Below are 22463 nucleotides of genomic sequence, written 5' to 3'. Positions count from 1 at the left end.
TATGGAATTACTTAAAATAAATACAGCAGGAAGTGTAGATGATGGGAAAAGCACCTTAATTGGTCGTTTTTTATATGATAGTAACGCACTTACAATTGAACAAGAAGAATTAGTACGACAAAAAACCAAAGAAAAAGGATTAGAAGATTTGGATTTTTCTGTTGTTACAGATGGTTTAATTGCTGAAAGAGAGCAAGGAATAACAATAGATGTGGCTCATATTTACTTTTCTTCAGATACTAGAAAATTTATTATAGCCGATAGTCCTGGACATGTAGAATATACCAGAAACATGGTTACTGGAGCTTCCAATTCGGATGTGTCGATTATTTTAATAGATGCTAGAAAAGGACTTTTAGAACAAACACATCGTCATTATTTCATTAGCCGATTGTTGCGCTTAGAATCTGTAGTTTTTTGTGTTAATAAAATGGATTTGGTCGATTATGATCAAGATGTTTTCTTAAAAATTGCTACCGAAATAAATAGAATGGTCAACGAGTTTGATATTACAAATCAAAATATTTCAATCATTCCAATTAGTTCCTTAAAAGGCGATAATATTGTTTTTGAATCATCTAATATGGATTGGTATAAAGGAAACACACTTTCTACAGTTTTACATGCTTTTCAAAAAAACGGTCAAGTATCAAACGATTTTAGAATGGATGTGCAACAAGTATATCACGTTCAAAATTCGGAGTTTGTAGATTATAGATCGTATGCAGGAAGAATAAATTCAGGGAAACTAAAGCTTGGCGATAAAGTATTTGTTTTGCCATCTGGTAAATCTTCCGAAGTGGTAGAAATTAGAAAATACACTTCTGTTTTAGAAGAAGCTTCTGCTGGCGATTCGGTACAAGTGCGATTAAAAGATGATATCGATATTAGCAGAGGAATGCTTTTGGTGAAAGAAGAAAATGAGGCTCTTTTTGAGAAAGAGATAACCGCTAAGATTGTTTGGTTAAATGAAAGCAAAGCAAGTACATCAGTTAAATATCACATTCAAGCCAATTCGAGAACGGCTATTTGTAAGATTCAAGAAATGATACATCTTATTAAGCCAGAAGCTCCACAAGAAAAATTTCCATGTGAAAATATACATTTAAATGATATTGCGTTAGTGAAATTAAAGATAGCTAATGCAATTTATTTAGATAAGTATGCCAATAATAAAGCGAATGGAGCTTTTATTATTGTAGATTCTCAGACTAATAATACTGTTGCAGTAGGTTTTGTAGAATAATTAAAAATTGGTAAAAAACCCCTAAATGCAAATGTGTTTAGGGGTTTTTGTGTTTCTATAGGTATCGAAAAAGAGTAGTTGAAAACACTAACAGAGTAGCAAAAAACAGCGTCAGAGTAGCTCAAAATGCTGTCAGAGCAACAAACTATTTCAACAGAGTAGGAAAAACATAATCAGAGTAGCTCAAAATGCTGTCAGAGTAACAAACTATTTCAACAGAGTAGCAAAAAACACCGTCAGAGTAGCTCAAAATGCTGTCAGAGTAGTAAACTATTGCACCAGAGTAGGAAAAACACAATCAGAGTAGCTCAAAATGGCGACAGAGTAGTAAACTATTGCACCAGAGTAGGAAAAACACAATCAGAGTAGCTCAAAATGGTGACAGAGTAGGAAAAACACCACCAGAGTAGGAAAAATTGCTGCAAGAGTAATAAACTAATGCAATAGAGTAGGGAAAATACCATTAGAAATTCCACAAACAAAATCATTAATAATCAATCATTTACCATTCATTTACCATTCATTATCTATCATTAACAATCAACAATTGTCCATTAAAAAACCGACGGATTAAAATCACGTTGCTACAAAATGGGTCGTTCCTCTGGAACTCACACGTTTTGAAAATCTATGTAAATCTGTAAAATCTGCGTTTCTATTCGATCACAAGGCAAACATTAATAATTAATAATCAATCATTCACCATTAATTTCAGGTTATCTGTTGTTCGTTTTTAACTTTAGACTTTCAACTTTTGGCTTTTAGTTTTAGTTTTTAACTTTTAAATTCAAAAAAACACTATAGAACCCTTTGCATATACCAACAATTATTATAAATTTATGCCACTGCAAAAGCCAAAACACACCCTATAAAAAAGGCAACACACCAATGGATATTACACTAACCGAAGAACAACGCATAAAAATCCTAAATTCCGACGATATTTATGGCATTATGCAGCAAGTGCTCTTGCGAGAAAACAAAATAGACCAAGACAAAGAACATTTTTGGGTAGTGGGGCTTGCCAACAACAATAGAGTGTTGTTTATAGAATTGGTGAGTTTGGGCACTGTAAACCAAACATTGGTAGAACCCATGGAAGTATATAGTTTGGCATTGCAAAAAAGAGCCGTAAAAATTATTCTTTGCCACAACCACCCAAGTGGAGAATTGAAACCTTCGGAAGCCGACAAAGACGTTACAGACCGTTTGATACAAGTGGGCATTATTGTAGATGTCTTGGTGATAGACCATTTGATTATTTCTACCAAAAGTTACCTTAGTTTTAAAGACATTGGGCTTCTAGACGAACTAGAGAAAAGTACCAAATATGTGCCTAAATATGTTTTGGAAGAAAGAATGCGAAAAGAAGCAATGGCAATTGCAGAACAAAAAAAAGCAAACGAAATTGCCAAACAACTCAAACGAAAAGGCATTGCCAACGAAACCATAGCCGAAGCCACAGGACTTTCTTTGGAAGAAGTAGCGCAACTGAGAGTGAAAAGCAAATAATATAGAATAGTACTCCTAAAAATATTTTTTTCACTCGTTTACGGATTATCGCACAAAACAAAAAAATTACTGCATTACCTTTGAAAAAGCAACCGAATTGTCTTTTCTACGTATTTATACGTACAAAAAACACCCAAAAATACGTACTTATACGTATTGTGGGTTTAGAAAGAATGGTTTAGGTTTGTGGAAATGAAATATGACGGTTGTTATACATATAAACGAGTTGCCCACAATAATAAAAAAAAGTGACAGCAGATTAAAAGTCCTTTTGATGATTTGTAAAAAATAAAAAGCAACGATAATTGAGCCAATCTATGCAAAATGGGTAGCTATGCTCAATTAATTTGCAAAAAACTGAGCATATAAACGAGTTGGGAAAAAGAGTCCCGAAGGGCGATTTTTCCCAACGTCAGGCTCGGCTACGCTCGACTGTTGGTAAAATATCGTTGCATTCGCACGACGTTCTCCCAACAGTCGGCTTTGACGCATTCCAATTCAGAGCAAGCTCCTCTTGGAACGACGACAAAGCCGAGCCAGACGTTATGTGCAAGCTGAAAAACGAACGAACTAAAAATAAAAACTATGAAATATACATTTTGGAATAACAAAGGGGGAACAGGTAAATCGAGTTTAGCTTTTCAGACAATATCTGAGTACGCTATCCAAAACCCAACGAAAAAGATTTTAGCAATTGACCTTTGTCCACAAGCAAATTTATCTGAATTATTTATGGGTGGACTTTTAAATAATGGTGGTAGAAATTTAAATAACTTAACAACCCAAAGTTTAACAAGAACTATTGGAGGATATTTCCAAGATAGATTATCAAATCCATTTAATACACCAAATATTAATCCGAATAATTATTTATCTAATCCGAATAGCGTTCATAGTATTATTCCAGATAATATTGACTTAATTGCTGGAGATAGAATTGTTGAATTACAAGCTAATTCAATAAGTGCTCTTTCAATTACTCAAATTCCTGGAGTTGATACATATCTGAAAATTATAGATTGGCTAAACGACTTAATTGATGCTGCAAACACATTGAATAATTATGACGCTATTTTTATTGATACTAATCCAAGTTTTGCAATTTACACTCAGATTGGATTAGCAGCTGCAGACAGGATAATAGCACCCGTGATGGCTGATGATAGTTCCAGAAGAGCTTTGAGAAATATATTTTCGTTAGTTTATGGAATAAATCTTCCTTCGGCAATATATAACCAATATGCTTTCAATAATAAATTGGCAAATGGTAATAGAGTTTTACCCAAACTACATTTAGTCGTAAAAAATAGATTAACACAATATATGGGACCAGCATCAGCTTACGCATCAGTTTTACAGTCAATCGATAGTGACTTAAATTTAGTATTAGCTTCCAATCCTAATTTCTTTACTTTTAGCAATCTTTCGGATGGATTAGCAGGAGTAAGGGATTTTCAAACGACTGGAGTAGTCGCTTTTGCAGAAGCAACACCTTTTAGTAGATTAACAACAGGTGTTCACAATATTTTCGGAGCAAATACACAAATTCAACAAGCTAATTTAACGAATTGTATCGACTCAATTAATGAAATAGTAAATAAGTTATAAAGCCTGCACATAACAGCTAAGGTTTCGTTGCGTGCGTAGCACGAACAATGAAACCGTGGTTGAACGGAACCGCTGAGATTCCGCAACTATGGGTTTTTCGAAAAGATTGTTTAGAGATACAGAGGATGATTTTATATCCTCTTTTTTGTGGAGTAAAACCAAGGTGTTTTTTAAGTGTTTTTCCATCACTTTTGAGCATAAATTCCCTTACCCATAAAATTCCCTTTCACAGGGATTGTGATTTTGGTTACTGCCGATGAATGATGAAGAATTGCATTCAAAAAAGTTTTTTAGTGTTGTTTAAAACAGCTATTTTTACTTCAATTTATAACATAAATTAAAATAAACGGAGGTTTTTAGACAAACTGACGTTGGGCACAATTATGAAAAAAACCTATCTAATAGCATTTCTCTTAATTTCAACTATAGTTTTTTCACAAAACATTAGTGAAATAAATTCTGATATAAAATTAGCAGATTCTCTTAACTATAAAACTGAAATTAGAATTTATCAAAATCTTGGAATAACCAATTATTCTTCACTCTTAAGAATGTATAAAGATGAAAAAGATTGGATTGTGGAATTTTATGAACATTATGCAAAAGTTGAAGGAATTACAGAATTGAAAATTGAAAAACAAACACTAAAATCGAAAAATGATATGCAGTTTGTTTTATTAAATCTTATTCGAAGTAATATATTGAATTTACCAAGTTTAGAAGAAATTAGATGGAAATTAATTAAACGAGGAAATGTAAAATTAAAAAAAACTAAAGAAAGAGGTGAAATTATTGAAGAATATGATTTGGAAAATAATAAAATGTTGATAATGGATGGAGAAGGTTTTAAAATTCAAGTAAATTGTTGGAATAAAAAAAATGAATTTGAATTTTCTAATCCAGATAGTTACCTTAAAGAGTTTCCTGAAGTTGACGAACTTATTTTTATGAGTGAAATATTGAATATAGTTCGTGATGAATTTGGAATTTGGAAAGAATAACTATGGACAACAGCTAGAGTTTCGTTGCGTGGGTAGTACGAACAATGAAACTCGTGTTGAACGGAACCGATTCTATATACACCCTTATGGAGTTGTCGAAAAGTTTTTTAGTGTTGTTTAAAACAGCTATTTTTACTTGAATTTATAACACAAATTAAAATAAACGAAGGTTTTTAGACAAACTGACGTTACCCACAATTAAAACAAACATATGAACACAAAAGAATACAACCTTGACTTAATTGAACCTTTAGTAAGAACTCAATATGGAGATTACGGAGGATATATCCAAATTGATGGACATAGTGGAGCTGACCTTTTTAAGCTTTGCGAAGACCACGGAATTGATATGGATAAATATTTTCTAATTGCATTTAGTTGTGGAGAACACACTATTGGCGGAATTGGAAAAAGAGAAAAACTGCATTGCTCTGCGATTGTATTAGAAACTAAAGATTACGGAAATAATTTTGACGAAATTCAAAAGAAGTTAGACAGTGACAATGGAAAAGCAAAAGCTAAACAAATTGCATTTGAAGTTAGTTACTCTGATTTTGGCAAGTATATAAAGCGAATTGATTTTGCAGTTGCAACAAAATTAACTAAACATATAACCGAACTAAAAATTAAAGAAATAGAATAATGAATTTTGAAAAAATTCAAGAGCAACTATTTGATGCAACAAAATCTCAAAATCAAGTAATTTTTCAAGAAACACTTGCTCTTGCCAAATTAAAGAATACTTGGATTGCTCAATTAGTTACTGTTTCTGGAACTGTTTTGGGAGGTGTTTCAATATTCTCGGAGCAAAAGAACGTGGCAACTTTTTTAGGTCTTGGAATTTTATTTGTAACTATTGTTGTCGGTTTGGTATTAATTCTCAGAAACTTAAATAGAGAGAGTAATAAGTTAACTGAATATTTTGCAAACTTCAATGACTACAATTTAAGAGCAATTATGCTCGCTGAACTTGAAATAAAAGGTCAAAATTTAACACAAGAGGAAATAATCCAAAAAGACAAACTCATTTCGGATTTGAAAAAAATTGCGGAGAAGTGGGATATTTTAGATGAAAATGGAGAATTGAAAATGTTAAGTGAGGAACTATTATCCGAAAAAGTAAGTGTCGGAAATTATATTTTAATCGGAGGATTAGCAGTTGGCGGAATTTTAATAACAATGTCGGAATTAATAAATAACTGTGGGTAACACCGTGTATAATTAATGGCTAGTTCTCGCCTATTTACGAAAATCCTCGCGGATTTTCTATTAGGTTTTTATTTACTAAATTAGGTGCTTAAACACGCCACTAATCATACACAAACACGTTATGTGATATTTTAGGACGACACCCAACCAACAGGAGATATAAATAAATTTTAAGGAAAATATGGCAAAAAGAATATTCAATACTGTTGACAGCGGAACTTTGGAAGGGATGGCAAAAATTTTAGCTGACACTGGACAAGGGCTAACAGGAACTGAATTATCTAAATTTATTCCAGAAGCAGGACTTGTTGACGTTGACCCATCAAACACAAAGTGGAAACGACTTTATAATAGTTTCGCTGACTACCAAAACAAAAATAATAACTCAAACAGCATTTTAAAATTTATAAACTTATCTCTAAAACCATCTCGCTTCATAGGACAGAATGACAAATTTGAAACTGTACGAGCTGAATTAAACAAACGACTTTCATTTATCGGGCTACAACTTAATGAAAATGGAGTGTTTAATCCTGTTGAGAAGGCGACAACGATTACAGAAGCAGAACAACGAGTGAATAGGTTCAAATCAAAACTTGAAGGCAGAAACATTCATCCAAAAATTTATGAGTACTGCAATTCGGAGCTAATTACAGAAAACTATTTTCATTCAGTTTTTGAAGCCGTTAAAAGTATTGCAGAAGAAATTAGACAAAGGACAACTCTTACTCTTGATGGTGCTGAACTTATTGACAAAGCATTATCGGTTACAAATCCGTTAATCAAAATTAACTCATTACAGTCCGACACAGAACAGAGTGAACAAAAAGGTTTCTCAAATTTAATTAAAGGTGTTTTTGGTATGTTTAGAAATACAACTGCTCATGCACCAAAGGTTGTGTGGACAATTACAGAGGATGAAGCGTTAGACATAATGACGACTATTTCTATGATACATAAGAAACTAAATAAAAATATCATATAGCATTTATGAAACCAATCTTTTCAGGAAACAGCGACTTTGAGAAGTCTGCCTTTGTAAACTGGCGGACTTCAAAACAAGAGGATATTCAGAATATGCTAGTTCTTGCGGAAGGCTTTTTGTCGTCAGCAATTGAATTGGCAAAGGCATCTTTAGCTAACAACAGCGACAAAAAAGCTGATATGCTTATTTTTCCTATTCTAACTAATGCAAATCATGGAATTGAATTATATCTAAAGTCGCTTGTATGGACTTTAAATAAACTTCTTAATTCACAGTATAAAATAGAAGGGAAACATAATATCAAGCAAATTCTTGAGACAGCAAAAGCCAAAATTAAGGAATATAAAGATCAAGATACTTTGAATTATTTTAATCAGCAGACAGAGGATTTGCAGAATTACATTGATGAACTTTTTGCAAAAATTCAAGCAACACCTCAAAAGGACAAAATGGACTTCTCTCGTTATCCTTTTGATGAAAAGTATTCAAACCACTTCTACGTTGATGAAATAGGGAATATTGAAGTTGATTTAGAAAATTTTGTTTTGCGTTTTGAAAAAATATTAGAGACACTCGATGAAAGAGTTTCATACTTCTTTTATCAGGAATTAAATCAAGAATGGTAAATAAACATCACATAACACGCGGTATAAAAAATTGCCGGTTCAGTAGGTTATTCAAGGGTTGTAGCCCGCTTCAACTTTTGTATAGCTTGACAGGAAATCGCCCACAATCGGCAACTTTTCATACCGACAACGTTATGCGTCAAGCTCAATCGAGAACCTTAAAAATGAAAATCAATTTAATTATTTTATTCTTAATTTTTCTAAGCAGTTGTACTGACAAAAGTTCAACAAAAGAAAGTTTGGATAATAATAAAAAACAGGTTTTAGAAACTTCTTTAGCTTTTGAAAATTCCAAAGACAGTTTAATAACATTATTACCCGAAATGAAATCTAATAGTCTTGACTGTAACGCTAACATATACTGGAGAATAATAAAACGAGGTAAAACTTCAATTCCGTTATTAATTGAAAGTTTAACAGATACGACAATGACAAATGTTTATAGCAATTGTAAAAATGGAAAACTGAATGTAGGAGAGATTTCCTATTTTGCTTTGGAAGAAATTGCAGAGTTTCCAGCATTTGCAGTTACTAATATTCAATTTGATGTGATTGATAAAAATGGTTGTTGGAGTTTCTTTGACTACTTGTTTGATAATAGAAACAAAAAGCAATATCAAAAAATGGCTAGAGATTTTTATAAATCAAATGAATATGCTTATGAAAAGTTTGACAAAAAAGAATTAAAAGAATGCAGGAAAAAATACCAAATAGAAGGAAAACTTAGGTGGGAAAAATAATGCCAGCCGCTAACAGCTAGAGTTTCGTTGCGTGCGAAGCACGAACAAAGAAACTCGTGTTGAACGGAACCGCTGAGATTCCGCAACTATGGGTTTTTCGAAAAGTTTTTTTGTGTTGTTTAAAACAGCTATTTTTACTTCAATTTATAACGCAAATTAAAATAAACGAAGGTTTTTAGACAAACTGACGTTGGGCAAAATATGCAAACCGAACGTAAATGAATGAAAGTAAAGATAGATTTGTAATAGCAAGTGATGTTAATGAACGTGACGGAATTGGAGTTGAAATTTATCGAAATAATGAATTAATTGTAGAAATTTTTAGAGATGACACGGAAAAAACTAGAACAATAACAATATATAAAAAAGACATTTCACTTGAACTAATGGAAGAATGTATTTTGACATTTAAAACAGAAATTCCTTGGAAATTTATAAAATATGACGAAACTGACTAAAATACTTTTGACAATTCCTTCAATAATAGGAATCGTTTATATGTTGACATTTTTGAATGTTGATTTTTTTAAATGGATAACTAACAATATTATTGGTTTTGAATATCAAGGAATAATTGTTAATGGAATAATTTTAATGCAAATTGGCTATTTAATTTATAGACTTTGGAATTATAAAAATGTAGAAAGAAAAATAAAAATGGAATGGACTTGGCTTTTGATTATATTCAATTTTTTATCAAGCTTAATATTTATTTGGAAAAAAGACACTGAATTTAAAAATCTAAATTAAAATACTGTGCACAACAGCTAGAGTTTCGTTGCGTGCGTAGCACGAACAATGAAACTCGTGTTGAACGGAACCGATTCCATATCCACTCTTATGGAGTTTTCGAAAAGTTTTTTAGTGTTGTTTAAAACAGCTATTTTTACTTCAATTTATAACACAAATTAAAATAAACGAAGGTTTTTAGATAAACTGACGTTACCACACATTTAAGAGCAACATTGAGAAACTGGAAAGACATAGAATGGATATTTGAAAAGGATGGAGTCTTAAGAGATATTTATGTTCAAAACGCAACAATTTCGGATTGGAAAAAAGTGGTTAACTTATTGAATTCTGATTACAAATTAACTTTTGGATATTGTGAAGATAATTTGACCAATAAAATTGACTTTGAATATTTGAAGACAATGTTTGCGGACGAGACAGGTGAATTAGAAAGAAAATCTGCAACAATTGATTTGAATGGAATTATTGTTAAGTGCTACTTTTTTCTTGAAGACCAAATCGAATTTGATTTATGGCCAGAAGATATAAAAACTGAAAACGAGCTAAATTTCGTTTTGAATTTTTTGTCATCATTAAGTTCTAAATTAAAGAAAGAAGTAACTCTTTGTGGAGAAAATCAACCTGAATTTCCACTAATAAAAATTGACTCTAAAAACGGAATTGAAAAAATTCTGACTGAAAAAGATGCTGAAAACTTGTGGAAAAAATCTAACCAAAATGTAAACAGATTCAAAAAGCTGAAGTCAAAAATAATAATGAAATTCTTTCCGAAATTATTTGAGAAGAAAGTACTTGAAAGTGCGAATAGAGAATATAAATCAACACCGAAAGAAAAAAACGTGTGGTAACAATGTATATAAAAAAATAGGCGAAATAGTAGTGAATTCAAGGGTTTTGGCTCGTATCGAAGTTTGTGCTTAACAGAAAGTTTAGTGCTTCAAAATCGCCTACTTTTCATATACTAACCGTTATGCACAATATTATGCGAAAATGAAAAAAAGAAATTTTGTTTTTATAATCACTAGCTTATTACTATCTATAGTAATCTTAATTACATATTTGAATTATAATAATATTGACGTTGATAATAATAACATTCCTTCTAATTCAAAAATATCTTATTTCCCTGAAAAAACTTTTTCTAGAATTGAATCTTACGGATATATAACATCTGACAAAAAGATTAAAAGGGAAGAAAAAATCATAAAGAACGAATATGATACTATAATAAAAAATTACATTTCTGAAAATCTTTATGAATTTAAAGAGCCTTTACTTTATAATTATGATTCTGGAAAAGAAATATACAGGTTTACTTGGTTAAGGTCTTTTCATAATCCAATAGTAATAAGAATTGAAATTGCATCTAACAAAAAAACAATATTTTGGAAAGAACTTAAAATAAATAAAGAATATAAACCTATCAAAATAATTACTGACACATATAAACCATTAGATAACGAAAAATGGACAGAATTAGAAAATTTACTCAAGAAAGAAAATTTTTGGGAAATTTACCCAAACATTAATGTTCCTGGAAATGATGGGTCATTTTGGGTCTTAGAAGGAACTAAAGACAAAAAATATAAAGCAGTAGCATTTTGGTCGCCAAAAAGGAATAAAATTGAATACTTTGAACTTTGTAAATATATATTAGCTTTAACTGATTTAAAAATTGACGAATATAAAATTTATTAAAAAATACTGTGCATAACAGCTAAGGTTTCGTTGCGTGCGTAGCACGAACAATGAAACCGTGGTTGAACGGAACCGATTCCATATCCACCCTTATGGGAGTTATCGAAAAGTTTTCTAGTGTTGTTTAAAATAGCTATTTTTACTTCAATTTATAACACAAATTAAAATAAACGAAGGTTTTTAGACATACTGACGTTGTAAGCAATTTTAGAAAACAATGAGCCGAAAATTTATAATTGAATTATTTGACGAAACCGAAAACAAAGCACTTCCTATTCATTATAAAACTTTGGAATACTTTGAGAGTTTTGTAATGGAAAATATACTCACAAAATTTAAAATTATTCTGAATAGTAAATGGACTCATAGTTTCGGAATATTTTTTGACTCGTGCGATTATAAAAATATACCAGAACACATAAAAAGTTTTGACGGAATTGAAAAATGTTTAGTTATTCTTCCACCAAATACATTTTCAAAAGAAGCAATTAAAGGCTATTCCGTTCAATTTTTTACTTCTAAAATAAAAGACAATCCAAATGGAGAGTTTATTGGGTTTTGCGAAATGATGCTAGACTTTCTGGAAATATTTTTTGTAGTAAATTTTAAAAAAATAAACGAAATAGAATTTAAAGATGTCCGAAAAAATGTTGATTGGGAATATCTGAAATCTATAAAATATCCAGCGGATATGAAAGACCAGCATTTCGTGAAAAATTGAGAGAAAAACTGCTTACAACAGCTGAGGTTTCGTTGGGCTCGAAGAGCCAACAATGAAACCGTGGTTGAACGGAACCGATTCCATATTCATTGCTGTGAAGTTTTCGAAAAGTTTTTTTGTGTAGTTTAAATCTGCTATTTTTACTTTTAAATGTAATGTAAATTAAAATAAGTGGAGGTTTTTAGACGAACTGACATTAGCTGCTATTTTGCTACAAAAAACGACTAAATATCTAAATATGACCAAAAAACCAGACTAAAATGAACATTTATAAAATAAAAATGAATAAAACTCTTCTCCTATTATTTAGCCTTTTATTATTAAGCTGTAATTCAAAATCTCAAAATAGCCCTAAAAAAGATAAACACAAAATAGTAAAAAGTAAATTGACAGGAAACCAAATTATAACTGAATTAGAAAAACTTAATTTTTTCAATTTAACAGAAAAAAAAGATTTAAAAGAGACAAAAGCTGAATTTGAAAAGTCATACACAGAACTAAATTTCTTTGAAGGCAAAATGGAAGGAGAAAGTCTAATATTTACTGACAATAGATTTTATTTTATTGATTCTGAAACTCTATTTGAAGTCGGTGGTTTAATTCAGTATTTAGAAATTGTAAAAAAGTCTTTTGATAAATTAAATTTGAAACTTCAATTTTCAGATGAATTTAATAATCAAACCGAAAAACATTGGATACATAAAATAAGACTTAACGGAAAAGAATATGTCGCTTTTGATGATGATTTTGGACAGAAAGATTGGGGAATTTCGTTTGTGAATTTTATTGAAATGCTAAATGACCAATTAAAGTTGCAGAAAAGTGATGAAAAATTTTATCCAATAAGCTCTGGAAATGATGGAAGAATGGTTTTGTTAACTAAAAAGCAATTTGAATTTGTGAAAGCAAATTACCCAAATGACAAAGAACATCCGAAAGAAATAAATGAGTGGAAAAATGGATATTAGAAATAAAAAAACGTCAGGTAATTGAGTAGACTGCTCTGTTAGTAACTGACAGAGCAGTCTCTCACAACCACCGAGCGGGTAGATGTATACTACCTGAGCAAATTAAAACAGTAAAAGAAAAGGTATTTAGAGAATCAAAATATAGCGTGGAAGATTTGAAAACTAAAATCAATGTAAATTATTAATTATGACTAAGCGTTCAGTATATATATTGATTAGTATAGTTTTTGTATCTTGTAATGTGCATTTAAAAGAACAATACTTAAATTTTCAAGAAGAGAGAGTTATAATCTCAAAAACATCTGGTAAAGACTTTTCCTTTAAATCTGAAAATGAAAACTTAATTTGTCTTGCCTTTTTAAATGAATTTAAAGATTCAATAGTTGTTCTAAAAAACAAAAAAAAAATATTAGATTTTTATAGAAATGACACTATCAGTTATATGAAAATGGATCATTCTGAAATATTTAAAACTCTAGAATTGAACAATAAAGGCAGTGTAAATGAAATTCAAATATTTCTATTAAAAGAAAAAGTTAAAATAAAATTTAATCTTATAGAATCTGAATCTCTATATTTAATAAGTAGATATAATAGATCATGGTACATTACTATGTGGGAAAATTAACTAAGTCAACCCAGCTCGACCAGCTCTCGAATGAGTTCTAAATAAAACGCAAACGCTCTACGATGGTCTACTGACTCTGATGACTAATTATTTTGGGATTTCTTACAATGGGACATTTGACGATTTGTAATGAATAATTGTTATATTTAAAAATGAATAAATGAGATATTTGCCATACTTATCTACTTAAAAAAGGGTAGATTTGTGTGTTTTTATAATACAAACAAGTTAGCCGCAATTTTGAATTCAATAATATGATAATTAACCTATTTAAAAAACCTACTGAAAAATGTCCAAGATGTCTTGGGAAAGGATTTGTTGATAATAATGATATTGAAAGGCTTAATAAAAGATTAGAATGGGCTCCAGGAAAATGCGCATATTGTAATGGTAAAGGAAAAGTTCATATACAGACAATTTCAAATGTACCTGTAAATCTTTCTTATCTAACGGTGGAGCGTCCGAAAATTGAGAGGTGGAAATTATTGCTTGGAAATAAAAATGCCAAAAAGAAAGCTGAAATCTATCAAGAAAACATAAAAAATTTTATAAACGATATTGTAAAACAATACTTTGTTATAAATCTTGATTTTGAAACAATTGCAGATTTGCATTTTGCTAGATTTAAAAAAAAAGAAGTTTCAATTAAGGAAAGAAAAGAGTTTCTTGAGTATATAGAAAAGGTAGTTGAATTGAATAGAGGGAAGTTTGAAAAAAAAACTACCGATAACAGCTAAGGTTTCGTTGTACAACCTATAAAATCACCTGTCTTTGCGGTCTAATGAATACAACATTATAGTTAATTTGCTATTAATTAAGGATTTTCAAATATTTAAGTCAATGATTTTTTATGTTTTTGCTTAATGTCGGGAGGTTTAATCAGTGGGGGGAATTTTAAAAGTCATAAATTAATTAATAAGCCAAGGTGCGTTTTTCACAGCTTTTAACAAGATTAATGAATAATCAAATGAAATCAGGTTTTGTAAAAATAATCGAGTGTTTTAATATACCTGGAATTGGACTTCTGACTGAATTGCAACATAACGAAAATGGAATTCCACCAGATACTGAAATTGTTGACTTGAAAACGGAAACAAAATGGATCATCGCGAAAAGAGTTCTGTCTGGCACACTTCTAATTGCTGATTCTGAAATTATGTTTGATTGTGAGATAAAATCGAAACACATAAGTAATTCTTTCAAAACTCAAAAAGACCGAGAAATTGCAGTGGAAAAAGAATTGGAAAGAAGAAAACATGGAATTTATTGGTATTTAATTAAACCAATTGATAAAAAACAAAAAGTTAAACCAGAAATTGGAACTGAATTAAAAATAAAAACGACACCACAACATGGTGTATAAGGAATAGCGGATTTCGGGCGTTTTTTGAAAATTTGTGCTTAACCAAAATTTTTGTATTTTCACAAAGTGTAGTGTTGAAAATCTGCTACTGCGTATACACCCAAACATTACAGCAATTAGAAATTACTAAATGAAAATTTTTAAGAAAAATAAAAGAAAAAATTATCTAACTAATATTTTCATAATTAGTCTTGGTTTTTTTATAATTGTAATTTTTACAAATCATATATATAAATTTACTCATAATTATATTTATTCATCTTACGCTGAATTGAAACTAAATAAAGAAGTTATTTCTGAAAATGAAGTTTATAAATTTTTAAACGAAATATACTCTGAAAATGCTTCAATAGAAAATGACTCTTTAAAATTTAGAAAATTAATGTGTTTTTCTATACCGCATTCAGAAACATTAGTCAACTTAATAGACGAATTACCTGATAGTATTGTAAATATTGAAAATAAAATACATTTAAAAAATCAAATCTGTACAAAAACTAAACTTTGGGACAAAGATCAACTAAAAAAATGCTGGGTTTTAACGCCTTCTGATTTGAAAAAAATTGAGGAAACAGAAAATGATGATTATTGGGAAAATTATAGAAAATTATTTGGAAGTGGAAAAAGTTCAAATTCAATTCCTATTTTTAATAAATCGAAAACTGTAGCAATTATTCAAATTGAATCTCAAGGGGACTATTTATTGGGACATGAGTCAATCATTGTTTATTTGAGAAAAAACGGAAAATGGAAGTTTTATAAAGAAGAACTGTTGTGGATAAGTTAAAAACTGCTGGTTACTGAGGTTTACTATGGCTACTTCCGGATTTTCCGTAGGAAAATCCGCTGCCGAATGGAATGTTTTGTTATTTTTTTTTTGGCTCGTCGCCACTTCTTTTAGATGCAAAAAGTTAGTATAAATATTAAAAAAACAAAATGAGATATCTAAAATCATTAACTATTTTTTGTCTACTAACCATTTCTTTGTTTACTCTTTCTTGTAAAAAGAAATCTAAACAGAACATTGAAGAAAAAAAAGAAATTTTGGTAAACAGAATTATGTTTGACTTTCCAGAAGAAATCAAGACCGAAGTTTTGAAATCCATTTCGGAACTAAAAAAAAATGATGTTAATGATAAAAATGAATATGGTTTAAATTTTATGAATAATGATGTTGAAAGCGAAAAAGATTTTGAAATATGTGTTTGGGTATTAAACTCAAAAGAAAATAAAGGCTTTACTTATATTTTTAAAAATACAAATAGATTTGCTAAAATATCAGACAAAATTACTCTACCAGTAATATTTGGCTCTGAATATTATTTTGGAGAAAATATTCCTCACAATTATTCAAGACATTCTTTAGAGCGATGTTTAAAATGTATTTATTTTACTGATTCAAAAATTGGTATTGGAAATTATAAAATAACTAAGGTGGAAGTTTGTGGTGATGGAATATAAATACTACTGCTAATAGCCATTTGGAGCAATTGCTAGGTATGGCTTGCGTTCAGAATTTTACTTCATCAGTTTGCACATAGTGCTCGAGTCTCCGAAAATTTTATGAGGAGTTTTGTACTTGTAATCTTTTGTTATAAATTTACGCAACTGCCACAAGCGGCCGAACGATAGTTGTAACCGCAAATCCGATCGCTTAAATGAAAATTCAAGAATTAACTTTATTGACAAATAACTTAATCGAAACCAAAAAATTTTACGAAAATACAATTGGATTTCAAAAAATTATTGAAACTGAAACAAGCATTTCTTTTGCAGTTGGAACTTCAAAACTCATTTTTGAGTTAACCGAAGAAAATCATAATCCAAAATATCATTTTGCTTTTAATATTCCGACAAATATGTTGAATGACGCAATAGATTGGATTTTGAAACGGACAAGTTTAATTGAAACTGAAAATACTTTTATAACTGACTTTGAGAATTGGAAAGCGAAAGCAATTTATTTCTTTGACAATAATAGAAATATTTTTGAATTCATTTGTAGAACAGACTTGAATAATCAGACAGACAAACCTTTTTCTGTTGAAACTATTTTAAATATTAACGAAATTGGACTTGTAATTGATCAACCTTTGCAAATTGGAAAAGAAATAATTGAAAAGACAAAGACTGAATATTTTTCAAAAGGGCCTAAAAGAGAGGATTTTGTTGCCATTGGAAACGATAACGGATTATTTGTGATTTCAAATCCGAACAGAAAATGGTTTCCAACCCAAGAAATGGCAGAAAAATGGAAAGTAAAAGGAAAAATAAAAGTTGCTGACAAAGAATATGAACTTGAATTTAATTGATAAAACCGCTACAGCTAACAGGGTAGCTGTAGCATAACATCTCTCTACGATTAAAAATTTAAAATAATTTATAAAAACAATTACTCCGCAAAGTCACCTGCCTTTGCGGTTTAATCAATACATTTCAGTTAATTTGCTATTAATAAAGAGTTTTTAATTATTTAAGTCATTGATTCTTTATGTTTTAGTTTAATGTTGTAGATTTTACGAAGCGGATAAAAGCCAGCCACTAAAAGCTACTACAACGGATTTGTGCTTTAGGTTTAATGGGAAGTTGGTTTTGTATTTGGAATGATTTTGCAAATTTGGCAATACAGCTTAATTTAGTCCAAAAAAACCGCGATATTCACAGAAAGTTAGAGGTGGTTTATCAGCAAGCCATAAAATTTTTAAGATAAAGCAACCTTTTCAATTAATTTACATCTTCTAACAAAAACAACTATATGAAAAAAACAATAATATTATTTTTGTTATGCTTTACAAAATTATTTTCTCAAGCGCCAACTATAGAATGGGCTGGCAGAATTGGAGGTAATTATTTTGATTGTGGAATGGGCTTAAATGTAGACCAAAATGATAACGTTTATATAACCGGAAGCTATCAATCAAGTGTAGATTTAGATATTGGAACGGGTAATTATCCTGTTGATGGAGTTTCTGGGAATGATGCATTTTTAGCTAAATACAACAATAATGGAAATATATTATGGGGGGTTATATTTTCTGGAACTCTTGATAGTGAGGGTTATAGAGTGGGTACTGACATCAATGGTAATGTATATTCAGTTGGAAAATTTTACAATACTGTAGATTTTGATCCAGGTTTAGGAATTTTTAATCTAACTGCTACTACTGGTGGCCCTTATTCAATATCGGATATTTACTTATCAAAACTTGATTCAAATGGTAACTTTGTCTATGCCAAAAAAATTGGTGGACTTGGTGTTAAAGACCTTTCGGGATTCAAAGTAGATTCAAATGGAGATATCTATCTTTCCGGATATTTTAACAAAGAAACTTTTTTTTCTGATACAGTTTCACTTATTCCAACAGTTGGTCAAGATAATATTTATGATATATTTATTGCAAAATGGAATAGTATTGGTAATTTACAATGGGCAAAACAAATTGGTTCAGGTTCAATTTTGCAACGCTCAGAGGGTATAATAACAGATTCTAATGGAAATATATACTTATGTGGTAACTTTCATGAAACTACAGATTTCGATCCTAGTATCTCTGGAACATTTTTTATGACGCCCCACACTTTGGGCTCAACGGATATTTTTATACTAAAATTAGATAATGATGGAAATTTTCTATGGGCTAAAAGTATGGAAGGTTCAGATCCAAATTCAGCTAAGAGTCTTGCTTTGGATCAATCAGACAACTTAATCATAACTGGTGATTTTTCTGGAACTATTGATTTTGATCCGAGTAATAACAACTATTTTTTAACTTGTCCACCAAATAGTGGATATAATCCTTTTCTATTAAAATTAAATTCAAACGGTGATTTTATTTGGGCGAAACATTTAATAGGTAATGGTTATGGTACATCTGTAGCAATAAATCCTAATGGAAATATATGCATAACTGGAAAATTCAATAATACCTGTGATTTTAGTAATGGAAATAATGTAGCTATAAATAGTACCCTAGGTGGTTCTGATATTTTTATTGCTGAATACTCTAGCTCTGGAAATTTTAATTGGGTAAAATGTATAGGTAGTAATCAAGATGATATTGGTAATTCCGTTGTTGCGGATTCATTTGGAAATTATTTTAGTATTAGTAATTTTTTTGGGAGTGCATACATTAATAATTCATTAGATAATTTGAATTTAACATCACATGGTAATCAAGATGTAATGGTTGTTAAGATAAGTGATTTTAGTTTAAATACTTATGACTTTAATAGAGATGATTTTTTACTATATCCTAATCCAAGTAAAAATGTATTATATCTTACAATCCCAGAAATATATGAAAATGGAGTATTAGCTGTTTATTCTATTAATGGACAATTAGTGATTAATTCAGAATTTAAAAGAAATCTAAATATAGGTGATTTAGCTACTGGTATATACATTATTAAAATTGTAAATGATAAAAATCAAAGTATCATACGAAAATTTATAAAGAATTAAACTACCATTAACGAATAGCTGTTGTCTAATTCTTTCAAAATGAAAATGATTGAGTTTTGTATTCTTGTATATAGAAGAAGTTTGAAGAAAAATAAAAGTATGTTTAATTATTTATAATATTATGCTTTTTTTAATAAAAAGAATGACGTTTGTAATAAACATATAAGTTGTGCGTAATTAGAGAGAGCGAATGAAAAGGAGTGTTTATGTTATTAATTTTGAGTTTTACAATCTATTATTCTTTTGGATAGGCTTGTGGAATATATCAATAAATTATTATTTTAAGCTGGATTCAAGTTGCAAGTGTAGCTTTTTGGTTAACCACATCGTTTGGTGATTCAAAATCAAATCTTTTTCTTTGTCTGTCATTAATTTTTTTCTGTATTTCATATAATTTTCCATAATTACTTTTCGTATACGTGTTCGTTGTAAGAAAATTTATTAAAAACGAAACCTCAAAATATATAAACCTTTAAATTTCAATTATGAAAAACATATTTTTACTTTTTACAATGTTTTTACAATTTGTATATTGTCAAAATCCTGCTAATAATGACCCTTCATTTAATATATCATCAGGTTTTAATAATAATGTATTTGTTACTGTAATTCAAAATGATGATAAAATTATAGTAGGAGGTCAGTTTACTATGTTTCAAGGGATTACTAATAATAGATTAATTCGTTTAAATTCAGACGGAACAAAAGATACTAGTTTTGATATTGGGGCTGGATTTAATCAATTTGTTGGATGTATTTCTGTGCAAGATGATGAAAAGATATTAGTTGGGGGTGGTTTTACAACATATCAAAATCTATCCTATAAAAGTTTAATTAGATTGAATTCTGATGGCTCTATCGATAACACTTTTAATTTAGGAACTGGATTCAATGGAAACGTATCTTATATTGCTATTCAAAACGACAATAAAATTATTATTGGCGGCAATTTTACAGTATTTAATGGTCAATCTCAAAATAATGTCATTAGATTGAATGTAGACGGTACAATTGATTCAAGCTTCAATATCAATGGAGTTTTAAATGGAGTTGTTAATAATATTTCTATTCAAAATGATGGTAAAATTATTGTTGCTGGAGGTTTTACAACTTTTTTAGGTCAATCTCAAAATGGTTTAATTAGATTCAATTCTGATGGAACGAAAGATGCAAGTTTTGATATTGGAACAGGTTTTAATCCAAATCCAAATAGTACAATAACACAGCCTGATGGTAAAATTATTGTGAGTGGTTGGTTTACTTCATATCAAGGACAACCACAAAATTATTTAATAAGATTAAACAGTGATGGAACAAAAGATACTTCTTTTAGTATTGGTGCCGGATTTAATGGTAGTACATATCCATTAATTTTACAACAAAATGGAAAAATTATAGTAGGAGGACAATTTACGACTTATCAAAATCAAAATCAAACTTACTTATTACGCTTAAATTCTGATGGTTCAAAAGATATTTCTTTTGATATTGGTACTGGTTTTGATAATCGTATAATATCAATAATAAAACAGTCTGATGAAAAAATAATTCTTGGTGGGGGATTTACTACATATAACGGACAAGCACATTCAAGATTAATAAGATTAATAGGGGACGAAGTTTTATCAAATTCAAATCATTTAAAATTAGATTTCCTTGTTTACCCTAATCCGATATTTGATAAATTAAATATTTTATTAAAAGATAATGAAACTTTATTACTGACAGAAGTTTATGATATTAGTGGTAAAATAATGTTTAATTCAAATCTTAAAGAAATAGATTTAAGTAATTTAAATTCGGGTATTTACTTTTTAAAAGTTAATACTTTAAATGGAACATCAATAAAAAAAATCATCAAATTAAATAAGAATTAAAGCCTTATTAAAATAGTATTCACAGTTGGACAACTCTTTTAAAATGCTAAATTTTAAACTCCGCTTCGCAAAGTCATCTGCCTTTGTGGTTTAATCAATACAACATTATAGTTAATTTACTATTACTAAAGAATTTTCAATTATCAAATTCTTAAATCAATGATTTTTATATATTTTAGTTTAATGTTGGAGACTTTACAAAGCGGATTAAACGATGCAGCTAATACAAACACGTTGTAAACAATTTTGACCTGTCCTGAAAATAAGTCTTTTTTTAAAATTTAATACATTTGTGAATAAATGCTAAATAATATTGACGTTATAGAGAATTTTTCAATTTAATAATTTTTAGATAAAAAATGAAAAAATATATTTTCCTGTTATTGATTATTACCTTTAAACTATTTGGACAAAATAGTACTAGAACTATACCGACAAAAAAACTATCGCTTTCAGAAATTTATGATAAAGAATATAATTTTATTGATGAAGAAGAACAAAAGTTTAGAAAGTTTAAAAAGCAAATAAAGTCTATTACAACAGAAGATTATTTAGAAAAAATTAGAACTTACTCAAAAGATTCTTTAAAAACTTTAGCAATAAAACTTTTAAGTTTAAAAGAATTAAATGAAAAAAAATTACTTCAAAAAGATATTTCACTAAATTCAGAATATTATATTCGTTTACTTGAAGAATTGAAATCGAGTGAAATAAATAATCTTGAATATTTTTTCCTAGAAAGAGAATTGAATAGTTATTATTTAATTCATCTAAAGAAGAAACAAATTTTAAGCATAATCCTAAATATCATCTTTGGAATAATAATACTAGTTCTTAGCTATATTATTTACTCAATTAAGTCTCAAAAAAGATTGACCATTATTGAAGAACTTAGTAATCAAGAAATAAAGATAAAAAAGCACATAATAGATGGTAAAAGTAATAAAGAAATTGCAGAAGAGCTATTTATTAGTTTAAGCACTGTTAAAACACATATTACTAATATTTACAGCAAGTTAAATGTTTCTAATAGGAAAGAGTTAATTAATAAATTTCAAAAATAGTA

The 22463-nt window shown here is 29.3% G+C and carries 24 protein-coding genes; all 24 read left to right on the top strand.

Going from position 1 to position 22463, the window contains the following annotated elements:
- Position 1 precedes the first annotated feature (1 nt).
- The 24 genes from L2Z92_RS01095 (at position 2) to L2Z92_RS00980 (ending at position 22461) form a co-directional block, all read left to right on the top strand.
- Positions 2-1246: a sulfate adenylyltransferase subunit 1 gene (locus tag L2Z92_RS01095; RefSeq protein WP_236457016.1), complete on the top strand. Its 1245-nt coding sequence runs from the start codon at positions 2-4 to the stop codon at positions 1244-1246.
- An 888-nt stretch (positions 1247-2134) separates the two neighbouring features.
- On the top strand, positions 2135-2758 hold the full coding sequence (locus L2Z92_RS01090; RefSeq protein ID WP_236457015.1) for a JAB domain-containing protein: 624 nt from the start codon (positions 2135-2137) through the stop codon (positions 2756-2758).
- A gap of 585 nt (positions 2759-3343) precedes the next feature.
- Entirely contained in the window at positions 3344-4366 is a 1023-nt protein-coding gene (locus L2Z92_RS01085; RefSeq protein WP_236457014.1) for a ParA family protein, read from the top strand.
- A gap of 383 nt (positions 4367-4749) precedes the next feature.
- Positions 4750-5367 (top strand): hypothetical protein, encoded by a 618-nt coding sequence (locus L2Z92_RS01080; RefSeq protein WP_236457013.1) that lies wholly within the window; start codon positions 4750-4752, stop codon positions 5365-5367.
- Positions 5368-5578: 211 nt separating this feature from the next.
- Positions 5579-6010 carry a hypothetical protein gene (locus L2Z92_RS01075; RefSeq protein WP_236457012.1) on the top strand — a complete coding sequence of 144 codons (432 nt, stop codon included), beginning with the start codon at positions 5579-5581 and terminating at the stop codon, positions 6008-6010.
- Positions 6010-6576 (top strand): hypothetical protein, encoded by a 567-nt coding sequence (locus L2Z92_RS01070; RefSeq protein WP_236457011.1) that lies wholly within the window; start codon positions 6010-6012, stop codon positions 6574-6576. Before L2Z92_RS01075 ends, L2Z92_RS01070 begins: the two co-directional genes overlap by 1 nt.
- A 181-nt stretch (positions 6577-6757) precedes the next feature.
- A complete protein-coding gene (locus L2Z92_RS01065; protein WP_236457010.1) occupies positions 6758-7561 on the top strand; it encodes a TIGR02391 family protein in 804 nt (267 codons plus the stop codon).
- 5 nt (positions 7562-7566) lie between these two features.
- On the top strand, positions 7567-8187 hold the full coding sequence (locus L2Z92_RS01060) for a hypothetical protein (RefSeq protein ID WP_236457009.1): 621 nt from the start codon (positions 7567-7569) through the stop codon (positions 8185-8187).
- A 164-nt stretch (positions 8188-8351) separates the two neighbouring features.
- Positions 8352-8927 (top strand): hypothetical protein, encoded by a 576-nt coding sequence (locus L2Z92_RS01055; protein WP_236457008.1) that lies wholly within the window; start codon positions 8352-8354, stop codon positions 8925-8927.
- A 218-nt stretch (positions 8928-9145) separates the two neighbouring features.
- Positions 9146-9385 carry a hypothetical protein gene (locus tag L2Z92_RS01050; protein WP_236457007.1) on the top strand — a complete coding sequence of 80 codons (240 nt, stop codon included), beginning with the start codon at positions 9146-9148 and terminating at the stop codon, positions 9383-9385.
- Positions 9369-9677 (top strand): hypothetical protein, encoded by a 309-nt coding sequence (locus L2Z92_RS01045; RefSeq protein ID WP_236457006.1) that lies wholly within the window; start codon positions 9369-9371, stop codon positions 9675-9677. The genes L2Z92_RS01050 and L2Z92_RS01045 overlap by 17 nt, the downstream gene beginning before the upstream one ends.
- 215 nt (positions 9678-9892) lie before the next feature.
- Positions 9893-10528, top strand: a complete 636-nt coding sequence (locus L2Z92_RS01040; protein ID WP_236457005.1) for a hypothetical protein — start codon at positions 9893-9895, stop codon at positions 10526-10528.
- 142 nt (positions 10529-10670) lie between these two features.
- Entirely contained in the window at positions 10671-11378 is a 708-nt protein-coding gene (locus L2Z92_RS01035) for a hypothetical protein (RefSeq protein WP_236457004.1), read from the top strand.
- Between the two features lie 217 nt (positions 11379-11595).
- Positions 11596-12099: a hypothetical protein gene (locus tag L2Z92_RS01030; RefSeq protein WP_236457003.1), complete on the top strand. Its 504-nt coding sequence runs from the start codon at positions 11596-11598 to the stop codon at positions 12097-12099.
- A gap of 281 nt (positions 12100-12380) precedes the next feature.
- Positions 12381-13067, top strand: coding sequence for a hypothetical protein (locus tag L2Z92_RS01025; RefSeq protein ID WP_236457002.1), 687 nt, complete (start codon positions 12381-12383; stop codon positions 13065-13067).
- Positions 13068-13254: 187 nt separating this feature from the next.
- Positions 13255-13695 carry a hypothetical protein gene (locus L2Z92_RS01020; protein ID WP_236457001.1) on the top strand — a complete coding sequence of 147 codons (441 nt, stop codon included), beginning with the start codon at positions 13255-13257 and terminating at the stop codon, positions 13693-13695.
- Between the two features lie 254 nt (positions 13696-13949).
- Positions 13950-14432: a hypothetical protein gene (locus L2Z92_RS01015; protein WP_236457000.1), complete on the top strand. Its 483-nt coding sequence runs from the start codon at positions 13950-13952 to the stop codon at positions 14430-14432.
- A 218-nt stretch (positions 14433-14650) separates the two neighbouring features.
- Entirely contained in the window at positions 14651-15058 is a 408-nt protein-coding gene (locus L2Z92_RS01010; RefSeq protein ID WP_236456999.1) for a hypothetical protein, read from the top strand.
- Between the two features lie 271 nt (positions 15059-15329).
- Positions 15330-15845 (top strand): hypothetical protein, encoded by a 516-nt coding sequence (locus L2Z92_RS01005; RefSeq protein WP_264554464.1) that lies wholly within the window; start codon positions 15330-15332, stop codon positions 15843-15845.
- 149 nt (positions 15846-15994) lie between these two features.
- Positions 15995-16519 carry a hypothetical protein gene (locus L2Z92_RS01000; RefSeq protein WP_236456997.1) on the top strand — a complete coding sequence of 175 codons (525 nt, stop codon included), beginning with the start codon at positions 15995-15997 and terminating at the stop codon, positions 16517-16519.
- Positions 16520-16716: 197 nt separating this feature from the next.
- Positions 16717-17370: a VOC family protein gene (locus L2Z92_RS00995; RefSeq protein ID WP_236456996.1), complete on the top strand. Its 654-nt coding sequence runs from the start codon at positions 16717-16719 to the stop codon at positions 17368-17370.
- Between the two features lie 443 nt (positions 17371-17813).
- A complete protein-coding gene (locus L2Z92_RS00990; RefSeq protein ID WP_236456995.1) occupies positions 17814-19520 on the top strand; it encodes an SBBP repeat-containing protein in 1707 nt (568 codons plus the stop codon).
- A 485-nt stretch (positions 19521-20005) separates the two neighbouring features.
- Positions 20006-21397, top strand: coding sequence for a T9SS type A sorting domain-containing protein (locus tag L2Z92_RS00985; RefSeq protein WP_236456994.1), 1392 nt, complete (start codon positions 20006-20008; stop codon positions 21395-21397).
- Between the two features lie 359 nt (positions 21398-21756).
- Complete coding sequence (locus tag L2Z92_RS00980; protein ID WP_236456993.1) at positions 21757-22461, top strand: response regulator transcription factor; 705 nt, start codon at positions 21757-21759, stop codon at positions 22459-22461.
- The last annotated feature ends 2 nt before the right edge of the window (positions 22462-22463 follow it).

The organism is Flavobacterium jumunjinense, from assembly GCF_021650975.2.
GTDB classification, from domain to species: Bacteria; Bacteroidota; Bacteroidia; order Flavobacteriales; family Flavobacteriaceae; genus Flavobacterium; species Flavobacterium jumunjinense.
Note: the sequence above shows the minus strand (reverse complement) of the source record. Positions and strands in the feature narration are given on the sequence as shown.

Coding starts and splice junctions, on each gene's coding strand:
- L2Z92_RS01095 (WP_236457016.1), top strand. CDS start 2: ATGGAATTACTTAAAATAAATACAGCAGGAAGTGTAGATGATGGGAAA.
- L2Z92_RS01090 (WP_236457015.1), top strand. CDS start 2,135: ATGGATATTACACTAACCGAAGAACAACGCATAAAAATCCTAAATTCC.
- L2Z92_RS01085 (WP_236457014.1), top strand. CDS start 3,344: ATGAAATATACATTTTGGAATAACAAAGGGGGAACAGGTAAATCGAGT.
- L2Z92_RS01080 (WP_236457013.1), top strand. CDS start 4,750: ATGAAAAAAACCTATCTAATAGCATTTCTCTTAATTTCAACTATAGTT.
- L2Z92_RS01075 (WP_236457012.1), top strand. CDS start 5,579: ATGAACACAAAAGAATACAACCTTGACTTAATTGAACCTTTAGTAAGA.
- L2Z92_RS01070 (WP_236457011.1), top strand. CDS start 6,010: ATGAATTTTGAAAAAATTCAAGAGCAACTATTTGATGCAACAAAATCT.
- L2Z92_RS01065 (WP_236457010.1), top strand. CDS start 6,758: ATGGCAAAAAGAATATTCAATACTGTTGACAGCGGAACTTTGGAAGGG.
- L2Z92_RS01060 (WP_236457009.1), top strand. CDS start 7,567: ATGAAACCAATCTTTTCAGGAAACAGCGACTTTGAGAAGTCTGCCTTT.
- L2Z92_RS01055 (WP_236457008.1), top strand. CDS start 8,352: ATGAAAATCAATTTAATTATTTTATTCTTAATTTTTCTAAGCAGTTGT.
- L2Z92_RS01050 (WP_236457007.1), top strand. CDS start 9,146: ATGAATGAAAGTAAAGATAGATTTGTAATAGCAAGTGATGTTAATGAA.
- L2Z92_RS01045 (WP_236457006.1), top strand. CDS start 9,369: ATGACGAAACTGACTAAAATACTTTTGACAATTCCTTCAATAATAGGA.
- L2Z92_RS01035 (WP_236457004.1), top strand. CDS start 10,671: ATGAAAAAAAGAAATTTTGTTTTTATAATCACTAGCTTATTACTATCT.
- L2Z92_RS01030 (WP_236457003.1), top strand. CDS start 11,596: ATGAGCCGAAAATTTATAATTGAATTATTTGACGAAACCGAAAACAAA.
- L2Z92_RS01025 (WP_236457002.1), top strand. CDS start 12,381: ATGAATAAAACTCTTCTCCTATTATTTAGCCTTTTATTATTAAGCTGT.
- L2Z92_RS01020 (WP_236457001.1), top strand. CDS start 13,255: ATGACTAAGCGTTCAGTATATATATTGATTAGTATAGTTTTTGTATCT.
- L2Z92_RS01015 (WP_236457000.1), top strand. CDS start 13,950: ATGATAATTAACCTATTTAAAAAACCTACTGAAAAATGTCCAAGATGT.
- L2Z92_RS01010 (WP_236456999.1), top strand. CDS start 14,651: ATGAATAATCAAATGAAATCAGGTTTTGTAAAAATAATCGAGTGTTTT.
- L2Z92_RS01000 (WP_236456997.1), top strand. CDS start 15,995: ATGAGATATCTAAAATCATTAACTATTTTTTGTCTACTAACCATTTCT.
- L2Z92_RS00995 (WP_236456996.1), top strand. CDS start 16,717: ATGAAAATTCAAGAATTAACTTTATTGACAAATAACTTAATCGAAACC.
- L2Z92_RS00990 (WP_236456995.1), top strand. CDS start 17,814: ATGAAAAAAACAATAATATTATTTTTGTTATGCTTTACAAAATTATTT.
- L2Z92_RS00985 (WP_236456994.1), top strand. CDS start 20,006: ATGAAAAACATATTTTTACTTTTTACAATGTTTTTACAATTTGTATAT.
- L2Z92_RS00980 (WP_236456993.1), top strand. CDS start 21,757: ATGAAAAAATATATTTTCCTGTTATTGATTATTACCTTTAAACTATTT.